The 17,102-nt window shown below is 67.8% G+C and carries 19 protein-coding genes; 6 read left to right on the forward strand and 13 right to left on the reverse strand.

All coding sequences use genetic code 11. The annotated features are described in order from the left end of the window. Positions 1–12 precede the first annotated feature (12 nt). The 12 genes from ACSFCA_RS08150 to nac form a co-directional block, all read right to left on the reverse strand. Entirely contained in the window at positions 13–855 is an 843-nt protein-coding gene (locus ACSFCA_RS08150; RefSeq protein ID WP_307616686.1) for an ABC transporter substrate-binding protein, read from the reverse strand. 58 nt (positions 856–913) lie between these two features. Then, positions 914–1,648 (reverse strand): amino acid ABC transporter ATP-binding protein, encoded by a 735-nt coding sequence (locus ACSFCA_RS08155; RefSeq protein ID WP_093077570.1) that lies wholly within the window; start codon positions 1,646–1,648, stop codon positions 914–916. Positions 1,649–1,701: 53 nt separating this feature from the next. After that, positions 1,702–2,460 (reverse strand): amino acid ABC transporter permease, encoded by a 759-nt coding sequence (locus tag ACSFCA_RS08160; protein WP_258353153.1) that lies wholly within the window; start codon positions 2,458–2,460, stop codon positions 1,702–1,704. 12 nt (positions 2,461–2,472) lie between these two features. Next, the gene (locus ACSFCA_RS08165) at positions 2,473–3,174 is read right to left on the reverse strand and encodes an amino acid ABC transporter permease (protein ID WP_258353152.1); all 702 of its coding nucleotides are present in this window, start codon (positions 3,172–3,174) and stop codon (positions 2,473–2,475) included. A gap of 37 nt (positions 3,175–3,211) precedes the next feature. Beyond that, the gene (locus ACSFCA_RS08170; RefSeq protein WP_093057360.1) at positions 3,212–3,964 is read right to left on the reverse strand and encodes an SDR family oxidoreductase; all 753 of its coding nucleotides are present in this window, start codon (positions 3,962–3,964) and stop codon (positions 3,212–3,214) included. Between the two features lie 165 nt (positions 3,965–4,129). Continuing rightward, positions 4,130–4,894 carry a LamB/YcsF family protein gene (locus ACSFCA_RS08175; protein WP_435459301.1) on the reverse strand — a complete coding sequence of 255 codons (765 nt, stop codon included), beginning with the start codon at positions 4,892–4,894 and terminating at the stop codon, positions 4,130–4,132. Between the two features lie 21 nt (positions 4,895–4,915). Further along, positions 4,916–5,311 carry an acetyl-CoA carboxylase biotin carboxyl carrier protein gene (locus ACSFCA_RS08180; protein WP_435459300.1) on the reverse strand — a complete coding sequence of 132 codons (396 nt, stop codon included), beginning with the start codon at positions 5,309–5,311 and terminating at the stop codon, positions 4,916–4,918. A gap of 272 nt (positions 5,312–5,583) precedes the next feature. Continuing rightward, positions 5,584–6,567: a 5-oxoprolinase subunit C family protein gene (locus tag ACSFCA_RS08185; RefSeq protein WP_435459299.1), complete on the reverse strand. Its 984-nt coding sequence runs from the start codon at positions 6,565–6,567 to the stop codon at positions 5,584–5,586. After that, positions 6,564–7,235, reverse strand: coding sequence for a 5-oxoprolinase subunit PxpB (gene pxpB, locus ACSFCA_RS08190; protein ID WP_435459298.1), 672 nt, complete (start codon positions 7,233–7,235; stop codon positions 6,564–6,566). Before pxpB ends, ACSFCA_RS08185 begins: the two co-directional genes overlap by 4 nt. Beyond that, positions 7,232–8,584 carry an acetyl-CoA carboxylase biotin carboxylase subunit gene (gene accC / locus ACSFCA_RS08195; RefSeq protein WP_258353146.1) on the reverse strand — a complete coding sequence of 451 codons (1,353 nt, stop codon included), beginning with the start codon at positions 8,582–8,584 and terminating at the stop codon, positions 7,232–7,234. The genes pxpB and accC overlap by 4 nt, the downstream gene beginning before the upstream one ends. A gap of 13 nt (positions 8,585–8,597) precedes the next feature. After that, complete coding sequence (locus ACSFCA_RS08200; RefSeq protein ID WP_093077628.1) at positions 8,598–9,026, reverse strand: acetyl-CoA carboxylase biotin carboxyl carrier protein; 429 nt, start codon at positions 9,024–9,026, stop codon at positions 8,598–8,600. 136 nt (positions 9,027–9,162) lie between these two features. After that, on the reverse strand, positions 9,163–10,101 hold the full coding sequence (nac, locus tag ACSFCA_RS08205; RefSeq protein WP_176928866.1) for a nitrogen assimilation transcriptional regulator NAC: 939 nt from the start codon (positions 10,099–10,101) through the stop codon (positions 9,163–9,165). Positions 10,102–10,237: 136 nt separating this feature from the next. Between nac and ACSFCA_RS08210 the strand changes: the two genes are divergently transcribed. After that, entirely contained in the window at positions 10,238–11,452 is a 1,215-nt protein-coding gene (locus ACSFCA_RS08210) for an aspartate transaminase (RefSeq protein ID WP_435459297.1), read from the forward strand. A gap of 29 nt (positions 11,453–11,481) precedes the next feature. Then, positions 11,482–12,153: an RraA family protein gene (locus tag ACSFCA_RS08215; protein ID WP_097198134.1), complete on the forward strand. Its 672-nt coding sequence runs from the start codon at positions 11,482–11,484 to the stop codon at positions 12,151–12,153. An 11-nt stretch (positions 12,154–12,164) separates the two neighbouring features. Here the strand turns inward: ACSFCA_RS08215 and ACSFCA_RS08220 are convergent, their stop codons facing one another. Further along, complete coding sequence (locus ACSFCA_RS08220; RefSeq protein WP_435459430.1) at positions 12,165–13,100, reverse strand: LysR family transcriptional regulator; 936 nt, start codon at positions 13,098–13,100, stop codon at positions 12,165–12,167. Positions 13,101–13,208: 108 nt separating this feature from the next. Here ACSFCA_RS08220 and ACSFCA_RS08225 point away from each other — a divergent pair, with 108 nt between their 5' ends. The 4 genes from ACSFCA_RS08225 to ACSFCA_RS08240 are packed head-to-tail and all read left to right on the forward strand — an operon-like array spanning position 13,209 to position 17,077. Further along, on the forward strand, positions 13,209–14,147 hold the full coding sequence (locus ACSFCA_RS08225) for a dihydrodipicolinate synthase family protein (protein ID WP_093057350.1): 939 nt from the start codon (positions 13,209–13,211) through the stop codon (positions 14,145–14,147). A gap of 59 nt (positions 14,148–14,206) precedes the next feature. Beyond that, complete coding sequence (locus tag ACSFCA_RS08230; RefSeq protein WP_435459296.1) at positions 14,207–15,178, forward strand: Bug family tripartite tricarboxylate transporter substrate binding protein; 972 nt, start codon at positions 14,207–14,209, stop codon at positions 15,176–15,178. Next, positions 15,168–15,875 carry an SDR family NAD(P)-dependent oxidoreductase gene (locus ACSFCA_RS08235; RefSeq protein WP_435459295.1) on the forward strand — a complete coding sequence of 236 codons (708 nt, stop codon included), beginning with the start codon at positions 15,168–15,170 and terminating at the stop codon, positions 15,873–15,875. Before ACSFCA_RS08230 ends, ACSFCA_RS08235 begins: the two co-directional genes overlap by 11 nt. A gap of 35 nt (positions 15,876–15,910) precedes the next feature. Further along, positions 15,911–17,077: a mandelate racemase/muconate lactonizing enzyme family protein gene (locus tag ACSFCA_RS08240; protein WP_435459294.1), complete on the forward strand. Its 1,167-nt coding sequence runs from the start codon at positions 15,911–15,913 to the stop codon at positions 17,075–17,077. Positions 17,078–17,102 lie beyond the last annotated feature (25 nt).

Raw genomic sequence — 17,102 nt, forward strand, 5'->3', positions numbered from 1 at the left:
CTTCAGGCCGGTTCAGGGCAGCAGTTCGAACTTGAGTTCGGCCAGCGGCGTGACCTTCTCTTCGCGCACCATCTTGTATTCGGTGTTCGGGCCCAGCCACTTGGCCCAGAGGCGGTCGAGCTCGCCCGACTTCTCCAGCGCATAGAGGGCGGCGTTCACCTTGGACAGCAGCACGGGCTCGTCCTTCTTCATGCCGATGCCGATGGGCTGGAGCACCATCGGGTCCTTGATCATCTTCAGCGCCACGCCTTCGGTCTTCGACTGGTTGACCAGCTTGGTGATAGTCATGGTGTTGGCGACCATGCCGACCGACTTGTTCTGCTGCACCGCCATGAAGGCCGAGCCCGTGTCCTGGAACGTGACCGGCTCCGAGCCGTTCATCTTGATCGACATCTCGGAGGTGGAGCCCTTGGTCGAGCTCAGGCGCTTGCCCTTGAAGTCGGCCTTGGCCGTGCCGGGGTCGGAGGCTTTGACGGCCAGCATTTCCTTGGCCACGTAGTACGGGTCGCTGAACTGGATCTGCTCGCCGCGGCTCTTGGTGTAGGCCAGGTTGGCGATGGTCACGTCGACGCGGCCGAGCTTCACTTCGGGCACGCGCGCTTCCACCGACAGCGGCGTGACCTTGGCGGTGAGGCCGAGCTCCTTGGCAAGCGCGTTGCACAGGTCGACGTCGTGGCCCACCATCTCGCGCGTCTTGGGGTCGGGTGCCGCGAAGGGGGGCACGTCGGCGAAGGTGCCGCACTTGAGCTCCTTGCGCTGGCTGATGTCGCTCCACTGGTCGGCGTGCGCGAGCAGCGAGGCCGCGCTGAGACAGGTGCCAAGAATGGCGAGGCGGAAGACGGTCTTGTTCGACATGGTGAGCTCCTGGGAGATTGCGAAAGGGTGAACAAAAGGTGAGCGACAGGGACTGGACTCAATGCGCGCGCAGGTCCGACAGGAAGCGCTGCGCGCGCGGATGCTGCGGACTGCCGAAGAAGGTCTCGGGATCGGCCTTCTCGAGGATGCGGCCCGCGTCCATGAACCAGACGCGGTCGGCCACCTCGCGGGCGAAGTTCATCTCGTGGGTGACGCACATCATGGTCATGCCGTCGTTGGCAAGCCCGCGCATCACCGACAGCACCTCGCCCACCATCTCGGGGTCGAGCGCGCTGGTGGGCTCGTCGAAGAGCATGGCCGGCGGCTCCATCGCCAGCGCGCGGGCAATCGCCACGCGCTGCTGCTGGCCACCCGACAGCTGCGCCGGGTACGCGCCGGCCTTGTTCGACAGGCCCACGCGTTCGAGCAGCTGCCCGGCCTTGGCCTTCGCGTCGGCGCGCTTCACGCCGAGCACGCGCATCGGCGACAGCATGATGTTCTCCAGCACCGACAGGTGCGGGAACAGGTTGAAGCTCTGGAACACGAAGCCGATGCGGCTGCGCAGCTTGTTCAGCGCCGCGCTGCCCATGGGCGCATGGATGTCATGGCCGTCGAAAAGCAGCTGCCCCGACTTCACTTCTTCCAGCCGGTTCACGGTGCGGATCAGCGTGGACTTGCCGGAGCCCGAGGGCCCGCAGACCACCACGACCTCGCCCTTCTTGACCTCGGCATTGATGTCGGCCAGCGCCTGGTAGTCGCCGTACCACTTGTTGATGTTCGAGAACAGGATCATGGTGTCGTCCTTGGCGGCAGCGGGCCGCCCTGCGGGGTGTGGAGCGGGCGTTGTCATGGCTGGGTCACCACAGGGGTTGGAAGCGGCACGCCGTCTTCGGCGGCCTTCACCGGCGCGGCGCCGAGCCGCTTGTGCGCGATGCGCCGCTCCAGCCACTGCGCCAGTTGGGTCAGGCTGAAGCAGACCACGTAGTACGTCATCGCCAGGATGAAGAACACCTGGAACGGCTTGGTCAGCAGCTGGTTGTTGATCTGGTTGGCTGCGAAGGTGAGTTCCTGCACGTTGATCACGTAGCCCAGCGTGGTCTCCTTGATGGTGGAGATGAACTGGCTCAGCATGCTCGGCAGCATGTTGTAGAGCGCCTGCGGCAGGATCACGAACCACATGGTGCTCAGGTGGCTGTGGCCGAGCGCGCGCGCCGCCTCGCTCTGGCCCTTGGGCAGCGACTGGATGCCGGCGCGCACCACCTCCGAGAGGTAGGCTCCTTCGTAGATCACCAGCGTGCACAGCATGGTGGTGAAGCCCGACACCTCGCGCCCGATGAGGATGGGCACCAGGAAGTAGACCCACAAAATCACCATGAGCAGCGGTACGCCGCGCACCACGTACACCAGCACGGTGGCGGGCCAGCGCAGCAGGCGCCAGGGCGAGAGCCGTGCCAGCGCAAGCAGCACCGACAGCGGAAAGGCCAGCACGATGCCGAGCACCGACAGGATCAGGGTGGCAACGATGCCGCCGAGCGGTCCGGTGGGGTACTGGCCGACCAGCAGCAGCAGCCAGTTGTCGCGGAGGATTTCGTAGACGCTGAACATCGTGGCTCCTGCTTAACGTGCACCGACGATGCGATAGCGCCGCGACAGCCAGCCACCCACCGCCATGATGAGCAGCGAGCACACCAGGTACAGCACGGTGGCCACGCTGTAGGCCTCGAAGGTGCGAAAGCTCTGGCTCTCGATTTCCTTCACCGCGTGCGTCAGCTCGGCCACGCCGATGGCCATGGCCAGGCTGCTGTTCTTGAAGAGCGACACGCTGTGGTTCACCAGCGCCGGCACCGCGTTGCGGATGGCCTGCGGCAGCATCACGTGGCGCATCGAGCCGATGTAGCCGTGGCCCAGCGCGCGCGCGGCCTCGGCCTGCCCCGACGGAATGGCGCGCAGGCCCGAGCGCATGTCTTCGCTGAAGTAGGCGGCCTGGCACAGGCCCAGCGCGACGATCGACAGCAGCCTCTCTGCGTTGTGCACCGACAGCCAGCCCTGCAGCGCATCGGGCAGCAGGCTGAAGATGCCGAAGTACCAGAACATGAGCTGCACCAGCGTGGGCACGTTGCGGTGATAGGAGACATAGCCGGCCACGATGCGCTCGGCAATGCGGTTCGGCGTGAGCCGCACCACCAGCAGCACGACAGCCATGGTCATCGCCAGCAGCCAGGAGCCGGCCGCGATCTTCAGCGTCTCCAGCATGCCGTGCAGCAGCATGTCGCCGAACTCCGGCTTCAGCAGGATCGCCAGCAGGTCGAAGTCCTTCATGCGCTGTTCCTTTGCGTGGCGTGCATGGGCCGGGGGCTCAGTCGCGCGGCGTTTCCGGCCGCGTGGTCGAGAGGCCGCCGGGCACCTGCAGCGTGGGCGTGATTTCCATGTGGCCCACGTTCACCGCGATGGGCGCGGCAATGGCGAAGGCGATGGCATTGGCGATGTCTTCGGCCTGCGGCAGTTCGTAGCCTTCGACGAAGCGCTTGTAGGTGTCTTCGGAGTCGCCGTGCACGTGCGCGAAGATGTCGGTGGCCACGCGGCCCGGGCAGATTTCGGTGACGCGCACGCGCTTGCCGAAGCAGTCGATGCGCAGCTGGCGCGACAGCATGCTCACGGCCGCCTTGGTCGCGTGGTAGGTGCTGTTGCCGCCGAAGTTGTAGGCCGCGGCTATGGAGCTGATGTTCACCACATGGCCGCGGTCGCGTGCCGCCATGCCGGGCACCACGAGCCGGCACAGGTGCAGCACGGCGCGCAGGTTGACGTCCACCAGCAGGTCGATGCCTTCGGCGTCGGCCTTGAGGATGGAGCCGGGGCGGTCCACGCCGGCGTTGTTGACCAGCACGTCGAACTCGACTTCCTTCGCGAGGCGCGTGACGGCGGCGAGGTCGCTCACATCGATGGCGTGCGGAATGCAGCCGGTGCGCGCGGCCAGGTCGGCCAGCTTGTCGGCGCTGCGCGCCAGCGCATGGACCTTCAGACCTTCCTTGCTCAGGCGCTCGACGACGGCGGCGCCGATGCCTGAAGAGGCTCCGGTCACCAGCGCGGTCTTGTAGTCGGAAAACGGCATATCGGGTTCTTTCGTTAAGGGGCAGATGACTGCCTGGATTTCACTGTAGCCAGCGCCTGCGGGCGGCGCCAAGACGGATTGACTGTGGAGCGATAAGCCCCCCTTATGTCGCCCGGCATCTGTGCATATGAGTAAGGGTAAGCACCATGTTCGTGCCCCGATGCATCAGGTCGATTGCCTGGAGATGGGCACCACGCGCCCCGCCTTCTCGACCACACCACGCACGGCGCGGGCCAGGTCGACGGCGCCGGGCGTGTCGCCGTGCAGCAGGATCGAATGCACGCGCATCGGGATCTTCTTGCCGGTGCTGCTGGTGACGGTGCCCTCTTCGAGAAGCTGGCGCACGCGGGCCAGCACCGCGTCGCGCTCGTGGATGACCGCGCCGGGCAGCTTGCGCGGCACGAGCAGGCCGTCGTCGCCACAGGCGCGATCGGCCAGGAAGGTGGTGCGCACGCGCAGGCCGCAGCGCTCGGCCGCACCCTCGATGGCGCGGCTGGCCGATGTGCTGACGGTGAGCGAGGGATCGAAGTCGGCCACGGCGCGCACCAGCGGCTCGGCCAGTGCGGCGTCGGCCGCGGCCATGTTGCCGAGCGCTCCGTGAAAGCTCATGTGCGTCATGCGGTGGCCGGCAGTGCGCGCCATGCCTTCCAGCGCGCTCAGCTGGTAGAGCACGTACGCCACCAGTTCCTTGGTCTCTATCTGCATCGGCCGACGCCCGAAGCCCATGAGGTCGGGAAAGCCCACGTGCGCACCCACGTCGACACCACGCTGGCGCGCCATGCGCACGGTGCGGTCCATGATGACCGGATCGCCCGCGTGGAAGCCGCAGGCCACGTTGGCGGAAGAGACGATGTCGAGCAGGGCTTCGTCCTCGCCCATGCGCCAGGGGCCGAAGCCTTCGCCGAGGTCTGCATTCAGATCGATGTCCATCGTGAATCCTTGTCTCGTTCGTCAGAGGGGGTGCAGGTCGAACAGCGGTGCGCCGTAGCCGACTGCGAGGCCGTCGGTTGCGTGGATGCTGTCGACGATGCCGGCTTGCGGTGTGGTCACGGGGAGCAGCAGTGGGCCGATCTTCAGCAGGCCGACGATTTGGCCTGCTTCCACGCGCTGGCCGATGCGCACCAGCGGTGTGGTGGCCATTGGATGGCTTTGCAGGAATACGCCGAGCGAAGGGGCGTGGATCTTCAGGAGCTCGGGCTCGGCTTCTTCATCCGGCAGCTCCACGATTTCGTCGCCCTGCCGGCCGAGGCGCAAGGTGCCTTCTGGCGTGCGCAGTTCCAGCAGGCCTATGTCGGTGCCTGCCAGCCAGGCGGCGAGTTGCGGAGTGCGCAGTGCGGCGTCCTGCATGTCAGTTTTTTCCAGGGTGCGTGCGAAGAACACCGGGTACTCCCCTCCGCGAATGTCCCCCGCCTTCGGCTCCTCCTTTATTTCGCTGCGGGGAGCACCCGGTGCTCTTCGCCCAATGAGCGCGGCCGTTGTGCCGGTCGCACGAGCGCAGCGTCCATCGATCACGCCGATGGGGTACCTTGCGCAGCGAAATAAAGGAGGAGGCCGCAGGCCGGGGGACATTCGCGGAGCAAGGTACCCCGTCGGCGTGAGCGCGCCCTGAACAACGAATCTCACACATGAGGCGCCCCCCGATGCAGTTCCACCACGCGCGCTACCTTGTCGAGCCACGCGCGCACTTCGTCGAGCGCGGTAAGGGCCTCGTCCCAGGTGGTTTCAATGAAGCGCATGCGGCTGCCGATGGGCGCCTGGCCGAGGCGCCACATGTCGGCCTCGATCACAGTGCCGAATTTTGGGTAACCGCCCGAAGGCTGGGCGTCGCGCATCTGGATGATGGGCTGCCCGTTGTGCGGCACCTGGATCACGCCGGGCACGATGCCGTGGGAGCGCAGTTCCATCGGTGCGATGGGCCGCAGTGCCTCGCCGTCGAGCCGGTAGCCGTAGCGGTCGCTCTGGGAGGTAATTTTCCATTCGCCGGACCAGAAGGCCTCGCGCGAAGTCGGCTCGAAGGCCAGGTACTCGGCCGCGGGCAGCACGCGCACGGCCGCCACGCCATCGCGCTCCAGCGGCAGTGCGAGCGCGGGCGGCACCAAGCCGAAGCCGGTGCGGCATGCGTTACCTGCGCCGGCTGCGCGCAGCACGTCACCGCGGCGCAGTGCACGCCCTTCATGCCCGCCGAACGCGCCACGCAGCTGGGTGCTGCGCGAGCCCAGCACCTCGGGCACGTCGATGCCGCCGGCCACGCACAACACTGCGCGGCTGCCGCGCTGCGCGCCGCCTTGCGGCAGGCCCAGCGTGAGCACCTGGCCGGCGCGTGCCTGATGCACCCACCAGGGCAGCAGGGGTTGCTCGTCAAGCTTGGCGGCGCAGTCGGCACCGGTCAGTGCGAAGGCGCAGTCTTCGTCGAAGCGCACCTTGAACGGGAACACCGGCACCTCGACGGCAGCCGCACCGAGTGCATTGCCCAGCAGCAGGTTGCCGGCGGCCAGCGCGAGGTTGTCCATGGCACCCGAGGTGCCGACGCCCCAGCGCAGGCTGCCGGTGCGGCCCAGGTCCTGCACGGTGGCGAGCGCGGCGGACGAAAGGATTTCGATCATCGGACGATGCCCTCCACGCGAAAACGGATCATGTCGCCCGGCTGCAGCATGGCGGGCGGGTCTTGCGCGGGGTCGAAGAACACCATCGAGGTGCTGCCGATGGTGTTCCAGCCGCTGGGGCCGGCCGATGCCGACACACCCGTCTGCGCACCGCCGATCGACACCGCGCCGCCCGGGATGCTCAGCACCGGCGTCTTGCGACGCGGCGTGGCGATACACGGGTCCATGCCGCCCAGATAGCAGTAGCCGGGATGGCTGCCGAGCGCATACACCGGGTAGAGCGGCGCGCTGTGCAGTTCGACGATGGCCTCGACGCTCAGGCCGGTGTGCGCCACCACGTCGGCCATGTGCGGGCCGCCCTCGCCGCCGTAGACCACGGGAAGCTCGACCACGCGGCCTTCGCGCGGCACGGCGGTGGCCACGCTCCAGGCGTCGCACAGGCGCGCGCACAGCGCATCGAGATGGCGCGGCGCGCGCGTGAAGGTGAGCATCAGGTTGTTCATGCCCGGCACGGCCTCGCGCACTTCGGGCCAGCTCTCGGCCTCATGTGCCAGCGCCCAGATGCGCTGCTGCGACGGCAGGTTCATGTCGCCGGGCGCTTCGAACAGCAGCGCCGTGGTGCCCAGGAGGCTGATGGATGGTTCGGTACGGGATGCCTGTGCGCTCACGCCGCGCTCCTTTGCTGCAGCCAGCGTTCGAGGTGATGGATGTCGACGCCGCCGGCGGCAAAGCCGTCGTCGCGCAGCAGCGCGCGGTGCAGCGGCACGTTGGTGGCAATGCCTTCCACATGCGTCTCGGCCAGCGCCAGGCGCATGCGGTCGAGCGCATCGGCGCGGGTGTCGCCGTGCACGATGAGCTTGGCGATCATCGAGTCGTAGTACGGCGGTACGCGGTAGCCGGCGCCCGCGTGCGAATCGACGCGCACGCCGAAGCCGCCGGGCACCTGCCAGCCGGTGATGCGACCGGGCGCGGGTGCGAAGGTGTCGGGGTTCTCGGCATTGATGCGGCACTCGATGGCATGGCCCTGGCAGCGCACGTCGGCCTGAGCCAGCGACAGGCGCTCGCCGAGCGCCATGCGCAGTTGCTGCTGCACGATGTCGATGCCGGTGGTCATCTCGGTCACGGGGTGCTCGACCTGCAGGCGCGTGTTCATCTCGATGAAATAGAAGGCGCCCTTCTCGTAGAGAAACTCGAAGGTACCAACGCCGCAGTAGCCGATCTGCCGGCACGCAGCCGCGCAGCGCTCGCCCACCTCGGCCATCAGCGCGTCGTCGATGCCGGGCGCGGGCGCCTCCTCGATCACCTTCTGGTGGCGGCGCTGCAGCGAACAGTCGCGGCTGCCCAGCCACACGGCGTTGCCGTGGCTGTCGGCCAGCACCTGGATTTCGACATGCCGCGGATGCAGCAAGAACTTCTCGATGTAGACCTCGGGGTTGCCGAAGGCCTGGCGCGCTTCCTCGCGCGTGAGCGCCATGGCGTCGAGCAGCGCGGCCTCTTCGTGCACCACGCGCATGCCGCGCCCGCCGCCCCCGCCCGCGGCCTTCACGATCACCGGATAGCCGATGTCGCGCGCCAGGGCCAGCACTGCGGCCGGGTCGTCCGGCAGCGCCTCGTCGGGACCGGGCACGCAGGGCACGCCGGCCTTGCGCATCGCGCGCTTGGCCGAGACCTTGTCACCCATGGTGCGGATGCACGCGGCGCTGGGCCCGACGAACACGAGGCCGGCCTGCTCGACGCGCGCGGCGAAGCCCGCGTTCTCCGAGAGAAAGCCGTAGCCGGGATGGATTGCCTGCGCACCGCTCACTTCGGCGGCGAACAGGATGGCGGACTGGTTGAGGTAGCTCAGGCGCGGTGCGGCCGGCCCGATGCACAGCGCCTGGTCAGCCTGCGCGACATACATCGCGTCGCGGTCGGCCTCCGAATACACGGCTACCGTTCGCAGGCCAAGGCCCCGGCAGGCGCGCTGGATGCGCAAGGCGATTTCACCCCGGTTGGCAATGAGCACGGTGTCGAACATCGCGCGTGCCTCCTCATCCGAAGCGGAACAGGGGCTGCCCTGCTTCCACTTCCTGGCCCGAATGCACGAGCACCTGCTGCACGGTGCCGGCGCGGTCGGAGCGGACTTCGTTGAACATCTTCATCGCCTCGATCACGCAAAGCAGCTGGCCGGCTTCCACAGCCTGCCCCGGTTGCACAAAGGGCGGCTCGCCGGGCGCGGGCTGCAGGTGCACCACGCCGAACAGCGGTGCAAGGCATTCGGCGTTGGCCACCGCGGTTGTTTCTTCCAAAGCCTGTCGCGGAGCCTTCCGTGCAGCGGACGGGCTTCGCACGGCAGTTGCGACGCCCAGCGCCGACAGTTTCACCAGCCGCAGCGTGCTGCCGTTCTCGCTGTACTCCAGTTCCGCCAGGTCCGATGCGGCCAAAGCGTCGATGAGCGTCTTGATCTGTTCCTGCTTCATGCCGATGGCTGTGATGGCCGACGCATTCCGCGAACGCGTGACGGCATGCATGAAAGGTAACGGGCCGCGGGCTCGAAGCCAAAGACGGATTGGCTGTGCCGGGATAAGGGCGCCTTATGACGGGCAGCCCATCAGCTCAAGACAAGGCGGCGAGCTCGGGTTCAGGCGTCGATGCGACGGTGCGGGCCAGGTCGACCACGAGTTCGAGCAGGATGTCTTTCACCGCCTGTGCGGGTTCGGACAGCGGCAGGTGGTCGGACTGGCACAGCGCCAGCGGCGCCTCGATGACCGGGTCGACGATGGGGAATTGCCAGGCCCCGCAGCTCGCGACCACCTCGCGCGCCATCGACGCCGGCAGGATGGTGGCGCCCAGCCCGTCGGCAATGGCCGCAGTGAGGGTAAAGGCCGATTCGATCTCCGCCACCACGCGCGGCACCATGCCCGCGCGCACGAAGGCCGCATCCACCAGCTTGCGCACCACGTTGTACGGGCGCGGCAAGAAGAGCTCGATGTCGCGCAGGTCGGCCAGCTTCACCGGTTGAGAAGGCGCGGGCATCGATGCGGGGCCGACCAGGAACAGCGGTTCCTTGAGCAGCGGCAGGAAGGTGAGCCCATGGATGGCCTTGTCGCCGTAGAGCACGGCCAGGTCCATGCGGCCGTTCATGATGAGTTCGCTCAGCGTAGTGCCGTAGTTCTCGTTCAGGTAGAGCAGGATGCCCGGGTGGCGCGCACGCACGGTGCGCAGCAGCGGCAAAGAGAGTGCCGAGGCCGCCGTGCCGGGCGCGAGCCCCACGGAAACCTGACCGGAGAGCCCTTCGCCCGCAGCCTCCATGTCGACGCGAGCCTGCTCGCACTGGCGCAGGATGATCTGCGCATGGCGGTACAGCACCTTGCCGGCTTCGGTGGGGGTTACGCCGCGCTTGGTACGCACCAGCAGCTGCTGGCGCACCTCGCCCTCGAGCGTGGCCAGTTGCTGGCTCAGCGCGGGCTGGGCGATGAAAAGAACCTCGGCGGCCTGCGTCAGGCTGCCGATGTCCACGATCTTCACGAAATATTTGAGGCGTCGCAGGTTCACGCCTTGTCCCCAAGCAAAAGCCAAGCCTAGCACCGGCCCTGCGCGGCCGGTATCGGGGCTCACCATAAGCTGCGCCTATACAACCAGTGAAAAGTCGTCTTGGCCTCGGCTGTTCGATGTGCGTACCGTTCGGTCCATGCAAGCCACTACCTCCCGCATTGCCGCCCGCGTGCGGCGCATCAAGCCCTCGCCCAGCACCTCGGCCGCCGACCGCGCCAACGAACTGCGCAGGCAGGGCAAGTCGATCGTGAACCTCGTGGTGGGCGAGCCCGACTTCGACACGCCGCCCCACATCCGCCAGGCCGCGGCCGCCGCCATCGAGCGCGGTGCCACGCGCTACACACTGATGGCAGGCACGGTGGAACTGCGCGAAGCCATCGTCGCCAAGCTCGAACGCGAGAACGGCCTGCGCTACGCGATGAACGAGATCATTGCCACCAGCGGCGCGAAGAGCGCTATCTACAACGCCTTCGCGATCACGCTGGAGCCGGGCGACGAGGTGATCATTCCCGCACCCTACTGGGTGTCGTACCCCGACATGGTGCTCGCCTGCGAGGGCACGCCCGTTACCGTGGCCTGCCCCGAATCCCAGGGCTTCAAGCTCGCGCCCGCGCAGCTCGAGGCCGCCATCACACCGCGCACGCGCTGGCTGCTGATCAATTCGCCGAGCAACCCGACCGGCGCGAGCTACACCGCCGCCGAATACTGCGCGCTGACCGAGGTGCTGGAACGCCATCCGCACGTGATGGTGATGACCGACGAGATCTACGAGCACATCCGCTTCGACGGCGAGCCGCTGCCGCACATCCTTTCGGTGGCACCGGCCCTGCGCGATCGCACGCTGATCGTGAACGGCGTCTCCAAGACCTATGCGATGACCGGCTGGCGCATCGGCTATGCGGCCGGGCCTGTGGACCTGATCAAGGCGCTGGACACGCTGCTGTCGCAGTCCACCGGCAACTGCTGCTCGGTGAGCCAGGCGGCCGCGGCCGCGGCGCTGAACGGCGACCAGGGCTTCGTGGCCGAGAGCGTGGCCGTGTACAAGCAGCGGCGCGACCGCACGCTGGCACTCATCAACGACATTCCCGGCCTGAGCTGCGCCACGCCGCCCGGCGCCTTCTATCTGTACATCAACTGCGGCGGCCTCATCGGCAAGACCACGCCCGAGGGCAAGCGCCTGAACGAGGACGGCGACGTGGTGATGTACCTGCTCGAAAGCGAAGGCGTAGCCGTGGTCGCGGGCACCGCGTACGGACTGTCGCCCTACTTCCGCCTTTCCATTGCCACGTCGATCGAGACGCTGGAAGAAGGCTGCACGCGCATCGCGCGTGCCGTGGCCGCACTGCGCTGACGCGCGCTGAAAACTCACAAGGACCAGTCATGCCCTACAAAGCCATCCGCAAGAACCCGTCAGCCCCGCAAGTGGCGCCGGCCATCATCGCCGCGCTGCAAGACATTCCGGTGGCCGCGCTCAGCGACAACCTGCACCGCAACATCGGCAGCGTCGGCCTGCAGCCGTACCACCGCCCCGGACACAAGACCATGGCAGGCACGGCCGTCACGGTGAAAACGCGCGGCGGCGACAACCTCACGCCGATGCGCGCCTTCGAGTTCTGCCGGCCCGGCGACGTGCTGGTGATCGACGCGGGCGGCGACATCACGAACGCCGTGATCGGCGGCATCCTGTCGTTCTATACCGCGACCATCGGCACCGCAGGCCTGGTGCTCGACGGCGCCATCCGCGACGTGGCCGAAATCCGCGAGCGCGACTACCCGGTGTATGCGCGCGGCGTGAACCATCGCGGCCCGTACAAGGACGGCCCCGGCGAGATCAACGTGCCGGTGTCGGTCGGCGGCATGATCGTGAACCCGGGCGACATCGTGGTGGGCGACCAGGACGGGCTGCTCGCCTTCTCGCCCGACGAGGCCGAGTTGCTGATCGAGAAGGCCCGCGCGCACCTGGAGACGGAAGCGCGCACGATCCAGGCGATGAAGGAAGGCCGCTGGGACCGTTCGTTCCTCGATGCGCTCGAGGCACGCTGCGCGAATTGAAACTGGCGCGATCAGGCGCTTGAAGCGCCACCACTGACCAGCGCCCACAGCGCCTCGGCCACCGGCGCCATGTGCGCCTGTTGGCGGTACAGCCGGATGTCCACCGGCACGCGCCATCCGCCCGCGCCGGCATCGACCAGCGTGCCGCTGCGCAGGTCATCTGCCACCAGGCTCATCGGCAGCCAAGCGAGGCCACGGCCTTCGAGTGCCATGGTGCGCAACAGCGCGGCATGGTGGGCCGTGAAAACGATCGACAGCGACGCAGCGAAGTCCTTGCCAAACTCGCTGTCCTGCATGGCCCGCATGATGCGGCCCAGTCCCGAGGCATCGCTGTAGGCCAGCACGGCGGGCGACTGGCCTGCACCCAGCGCATGCAGCGGAGCGCCGTTCGCATCGGGCGCGCTCACAGGCACCAGCACATCTTCGCTCAAACGCTGAACGGGGTAACCGGTGTCGTCGAGCCGCCCCGGCGCGCCTGCGTGTCCGTGGCACAGCACGAACTGCACGCGGCGCTGCAGCATCAGGTCTTCGCAGGCGTACGAGCTGTCGGAAACGGTCTGGATCGGGCCCATGCTCAGGCGCGACTCCACGCTGCCCAGCCAGCGCGGGAAGAAGGTGAGCGACAGCACGTGCGTGGCGGCGAAGCTCAAGCTGGCGGCGTCGAGGTCGTGTGCGGCGCGGGCCTTGATGCGGGCGGCTTCGAGATCGGCGAGCACTTCCTGCAGCAGGGGCTGGAAGCGCTTGCCCGCCGCCGTGAGCGCGGTGGGGTGCCCGCTGCGGTCGAACAGGTCGACCCCCACCCACTCCTCCAGCGACCGGATGTGGCGGCTGAAGGCGGGCTGCGCAATGGAGCGCGCCTGCGCGGCACGCGAGAAATTGCCGGACTCGGCCAGGGCCAGGAAATCTTCCAGCCATTCGAGGTCGAGGGGTCGGTTGCCGGGGCCCATGCGCAGCGCAGTTGAATAGTTGTATGCGATTCGAGTATTGGACGGCTCGCGCCCCGCCGGCAAAAGATGCACCCATTCCTGCACCTTGAACCACAACGGAGACACAGCATGCCTTCCATCGCGAATTATCGCGGGATCATCCCCGCCATTTCCTGCCCCTTCACGGCCGACCACCGCATCGACGAGCCGGCGCTGCGCAAGCTGGCCTCGTGGCTGGCCGGCCATGACGGCGTGGTGGCGATCATGACCAATGGCCACACCGGCGAAGTGTTTTCGCTGACGCCCTCGGAGCGCGCCGAGGTGACGCGCATCGTCGCCGACGAGCTGCGCGGCCGCACGCCGGTGATTTCGTCGATCGTGTGCGAAGGCCTGGCCGAGGCCGCCGAGCATGCACGCGCCGCGCAGGCCGCCGGCGCGGTGGCGCTCGACGTGATGCCGCCGCACCACTGGCTGCGCTTCGGCTTCACGCCCGGCCATGCGCTGCAGTACTTCGAGGCCATCCACCGCGCCGCGCCGGAACTGGATCTGGTCTGCCACGTGTACCCGGCATGGACGCGGGCCTCGTACTCGTCGCAGCTGCTGGCCGAGCTGGCGCGCCTGCCCTACCTGCAGGCCTTCAAGGTGGGCCAGCGCGACATGAACAAGTACGCCCGCGACATCCAGGCGATCCGCGAGGCCGATGCGTCGAAGGCCATCCTGACCTGCCACGACGAGTACCTGCTGGCCTCGATGGTGCAGGGCGTGGACGGCGCGCTGGTCGGCTTCGCGACCTTCATTCCGCAACTGATCATCGACCTGTGGAACGCGGTGAAGGCCGGCGACCTGAAGAAAGCAATGGCGGTGCAGGCGCTCATCACGCCGCTGAAAGACGCGGTGTATGGCGGCGGCGAGCCGACCGGCGAGGCGCATGCGCGCATGAAGGGCGGCATGTTCCTGGCCGGCGTGCTCGACAACGCCACCGTGCGCCCGCCGACGGAAGCGCCGAACGCGCGCGAGATGGATGCGCTGCACGCCGCCGTGCAGCAGGCTGGCCTGTCGAAGCGCTGAGCCCACGGGGCCGCGACACCCGCGATGCCCCGATGAAGAACCACAAGGAGACAAGAGACATGCAACGCAATCATTTCCTGCGAGCCACGCTGGCCGCCCTAGCGCTGGCCGCGGTGTCCGCCACCGGCTTCGCCCAGACCTGGCCCAGCCGCCCGGTGCGCATGGTGATTCCGTTTCCGCCCGGCGGCACGCTCGACACCATCGGCCGCCTGCTGGCGCAGAAGCTCGGCGAGCAGACGGGCCAGAGCTTCATCGTGGAGAACCGCGCGGGCGGCAACGGCGTCATCGGTGCCGACGTGGTGTCGAAGGCGCCGGCCGATGGCTACACGCTGCTGTTCAACGCATCGACCTTCACCACGGCGCCGATGACCATGAAGGCCGTGCCGTACGAGGTGGTGAAAGACTTCACGCCGGTAGCCTTGGTCGCCAAGGCGCCGCTGTCGGTGGCCGTCAACAAGAACCTGCCGGTGACGGACGTGAAGTCGCTCATTGCGTACGCCAAGGCGCACCCGGGCAAGATGACTTTCGCGGTGGGCTCCATCGGATCGGCCGGCCACCTGTCTACCGAACTTCTCAAGCGCGCGGGCGGCGGGCTCGACTATCTGATCGTGCCGTACAAGGGCACGGCGCCCGCGTTCCAGGACCTGATCGGCGGGCAGATCGACGGCTTCATCGACCCCATCCTCGGCTCGCTGCAGTACCACAAGAGCGGCATGCTGAAGGTGATTGCCGTGACCTCTGCCACGCGCGCCAGCAGCCTGCCCAACGTGCCCACGGTGAGCGAGAGCATTCCGGGCTACGAGTTCTACAGCTGGTATGGCCTGTGGGGGCCGGCGAAGCTGCCGGCCGCCGTCACGCAGCGGCTCAACGCCGAGGTCAACAAGGCGCTGGGCACCGACATGCGCGAGACGCTGGGGGTACAGGGCCTGCTGCTGACGCCGGGCAGCGTCGAGGACTTCGTGAAGTTCCAGGCCGACGACATGGCGCGCTCCAAGAAGATCATCGTGGAGGGCAACATCCATGTCGAATGAAGCCGCCACGGCACCGCATGCGGTGGTGACGGGCAGCAGCGGCGGCATCGGCCGTGCCATCGCGTCGCACCTGCTGGAAGCGGGCTGGCGCGTGAGCGGACTCGACCTGGCCGCGCCCACGTTGTCTCACGCGGACTTCGTGCATGTGGCTGTCGACCTGTGCGATGCCGATGCCATCGCGCGCACAGCCGCCGCGCTTCAGGACGCCGATGCGCTGGTGCACGCGGCCGGCGTGCTGCGTGTCGGCCCGCTGGGCTCGCTCGACCACGCGGGCGGCGAGCTGATGTGGCGCCTGCACGTCGACGCGGCCACGCGGCTGGCCGATGCGCTCGTGCCCGCGATGGCCGCGCGCGGCCACGGCCGCGTCGTGTTCGTCGGCAGTCGCGTCGCACAAGGCCTGCCCGGTCGTGGCCAGTACGCCGCGACCAAGGCGGCGCTGATCGCGCTCGCGCGCAGCTGGGCCGCGGAGGTCGCGGCACAGGGCGTGACCGTCAACGTGGTGTCGCCCGGCGCAACGCAGACCTCGATGCTGCAGGACCCGGCCCGCGCGGGCAGCGCACCGCGCATGCCACCCATCGGCCGGCTGATACAGCCCGAGGAAATCGCCGCGCTGGTGGGCTTTCTTCTGTCGCCACCGGCGGCGGCCATCACGGGGCAGGACGTCGCCATCTGCGGCGGCTCGTCGCTGCACCGCTGAACGTCTTTTGCTTTCTCCATCCCCCGAACCCGACCATGAAAATCGTCAACATCCTCGAATCCACCCGCCCCATCAAGTCGGACATCCGCAACGCCTACATCGACTTCTCGAAGATGACCCTGAGCCTCGTGGCCGTTGTCACCGACGTGATCCGCGACGGCAAGCCCGTCATCGGCTATGGCTTCAACTCCAACGGCCGCTACGGCCAGGGCGGGCTGATCCGCGAGCGCTTCCTGCCGCGCCTGCTCGAAGCCGAGCCCGCGTCGCTGCTCGACGAAGCCGGCGACAACCTCGATCCGCACAAGATCTGGGCCCGCATGATGATCAACGAGAAGCCCGGCGGCCACGGCGAGCGCTCGGTGGCCGTGGGCACCATCGACATGGCGGTGTGGGACGCCACCGCCAAGATCGCGGGCAAGCCGCTGTACCAGCTGCTGGCCGAGCGCTACGGCAACGGCACGCCGAACCCGCGCGTGTTCGTCTATGCAGCGGGCGGCTACTACTACCCCGGCAAAGGCGTGGATGGGCTGCAGCACGAGATGACCAGCTACCTGGAACGCGGCTACTCGGTGGTGAAGATGAAGATCGGCGGCGCCACGCTCGCTGAAGACTGCGAGCGCATCGAGTCGGTGCTGAAGATCCTCCGCCCCGGCCAGCAGCTGGCGGTGGACGCCAACGGCCGCTTCGACCTGAAGACCGCCGTCGACTACGGCCGCGCGCTCTCGCAGTACCCGCTGTTCTGGTACGAGGAAGCCGGCGATCCGCTCGACTACGAACTGCAGGCCAAACTCGGCGAGGTGTACGCCGGCCCCATGGCCACGGGCGAGAACCTGTTCTCGATGCAGGACGCGCGCAACCTCATCCGCCACGGCGGCATGCGCCCCGACCGCGACTGGCTGCAGTTCGACTGCGCGCTGAGCTACGGGCTGGTGGAGTACCTGCGCACGCTCGACATGCTGAAGGCGCACGGCTGGTCACCCTCGCGCTGCATTCCGCACGGCGGCCACCAGATGTCGCTGGCCATCGCGGCCGGCCTCGGGCTCGGCGGCAACGAGAGCTACCCCGACCTGTTCCAGCCCTACGGCGGCTTCCCCGATGGCGTGAAGGTGGACAACGGCTACGTCACGCTGCCGCCGCTGCCGGGCATCGGCTTCGAGGGCAAGGCCGATCTCATTGCGGAGATGCGGGCGCTTGCTGCCTGACGAAAGAAAGTCTCAGGGCTGGAAG

The sequence above is a fragment of the Variovorax multivorans genome (genome assembly GCF_051216835.1).
In the GTDB taxonomy this organism is placed as follows: Bacteria; Pseudomonadota; Gammaproteobacteria; order Burkholderiales; family Burkholderiaceae_C; genus Variovorax.

Coding starts and splice junctions, on each gene's coding strand:
- ACSFCA_RS08150 (WP_307616686.1), bottom strand. CDS start 855: ATGTCGAACAAGACCGTCTTCCGCCTCGCCATTCTTGGCACCTGTCTC.
- ACSFCA_RS08155 (WP_093077570.1), bottom strand. CDS start 1,648: ATGATCCTGTTCTCGAACATCAACAAGTGGTACGGCGACTACCAGGCG.
- ACSFCA_RS08160 (WP_258353153.1), bottom strand. CDS start 2,460: ATGTTCAGCGTCTACGAAATCCTCCGCGACAACTGGCTGCTGCTGCTG.
- ACSFCA_RS08165 (WP_258353152.1), bottom strand. CDS start 3,174: ATGAAGGACTTCGACCTGCTGGCGATCCTGCTGAAGCCGGAGTTCGGC.
- ACSFCA_RS08170 (WP_093057360.1), bottom strand. CDS start 3,964: ATGCCGTTTTCCGACTACAAGACCGCGCTGGTGACCGGAGCCTCTTCA.
- ACSFCA_RS08175 (WP_435459301.1), bottom strand. CDS start 4,894: ATGGACATCGATCTGAATGCAGACCTCGGCGAAGGCTTCGGCCCCTGG.
- ACSFCA_RS08180 (WP_435459300.1), bottom strand. CDS start 5,311: ATGCAGGACGCCGCACTGCGCACTCCGCAACTCGCCGCCTGGCTGGCA.
- ACSFCA_RS08185 (WP_435459299.1), bottom strand. CDS start 6,567: ATGATCGAAATCCTTTCGTCCGCCGCGCTCGCCACCGTGCAGGACCTG.
- accC (WP_258353146.1), bottom strand. CDS start 8,584: ATGTTCGACACCGTGCTCATTGCCAACCGGGGTGAAATCGCCTTGCGC.
- ACSFCA_RS08200 (WP_093077628.1), bottom strand. CDS start 9,026: ATGAAGCAGGAACAGATCAAGACGCTCATCGACGCTTTGGCCGCATCG.
- ACSFCA_RS08210 (WP_435459297.1), top strand. CDS start 10,238: ATGCAAGCCACTACCTCCCGCATTGCCGCCCGCGTGCGGCGCATCAAG.
- ACSFCA_RS08215 (WP_097198134.1), top strand. CDS start 11,482: ATGCCCTACAAAGCCATCCGCAAGAACCCGTCAGCCCCGCAAGTGGCG.
- ACSFCA_RS08220 (WP_435459430.1), bottom strand. CDS start 13,100: ATGGGCCCCGGCAACCGACCCCTCGACCTCGAATGGCTGGAAGATTTC.
- ACSFCA_RS08225 (WP_093057350.1), top strand. CDS start 13,209: ATGCCTTCCATCGCGAATTATCGCGGGATCATCCCCGCCATTTCCTGC.
- ACSFCA_RS08230 (WP_435459296.1), top strand. CDS start 14,207: ATGCAACGCAATCATTTCCTGCGAGCCACGCTGGCCGCCCTAGCGCTG.
- ACSFCA_RS08235 (WP_435459295.1), top strand. CDS start 15,168: ATGTCGAATGAAGCCGCCACGGCACCGCATGCGGTGGTGACGGGCAGC.
- ACSFCA_RS08240 (WP_435459294.1), top strand. CDS start 15,911: ATGAAAATCGTCAACATCCTCGAATCCACCCGCCCCATCAAGTCGGAC.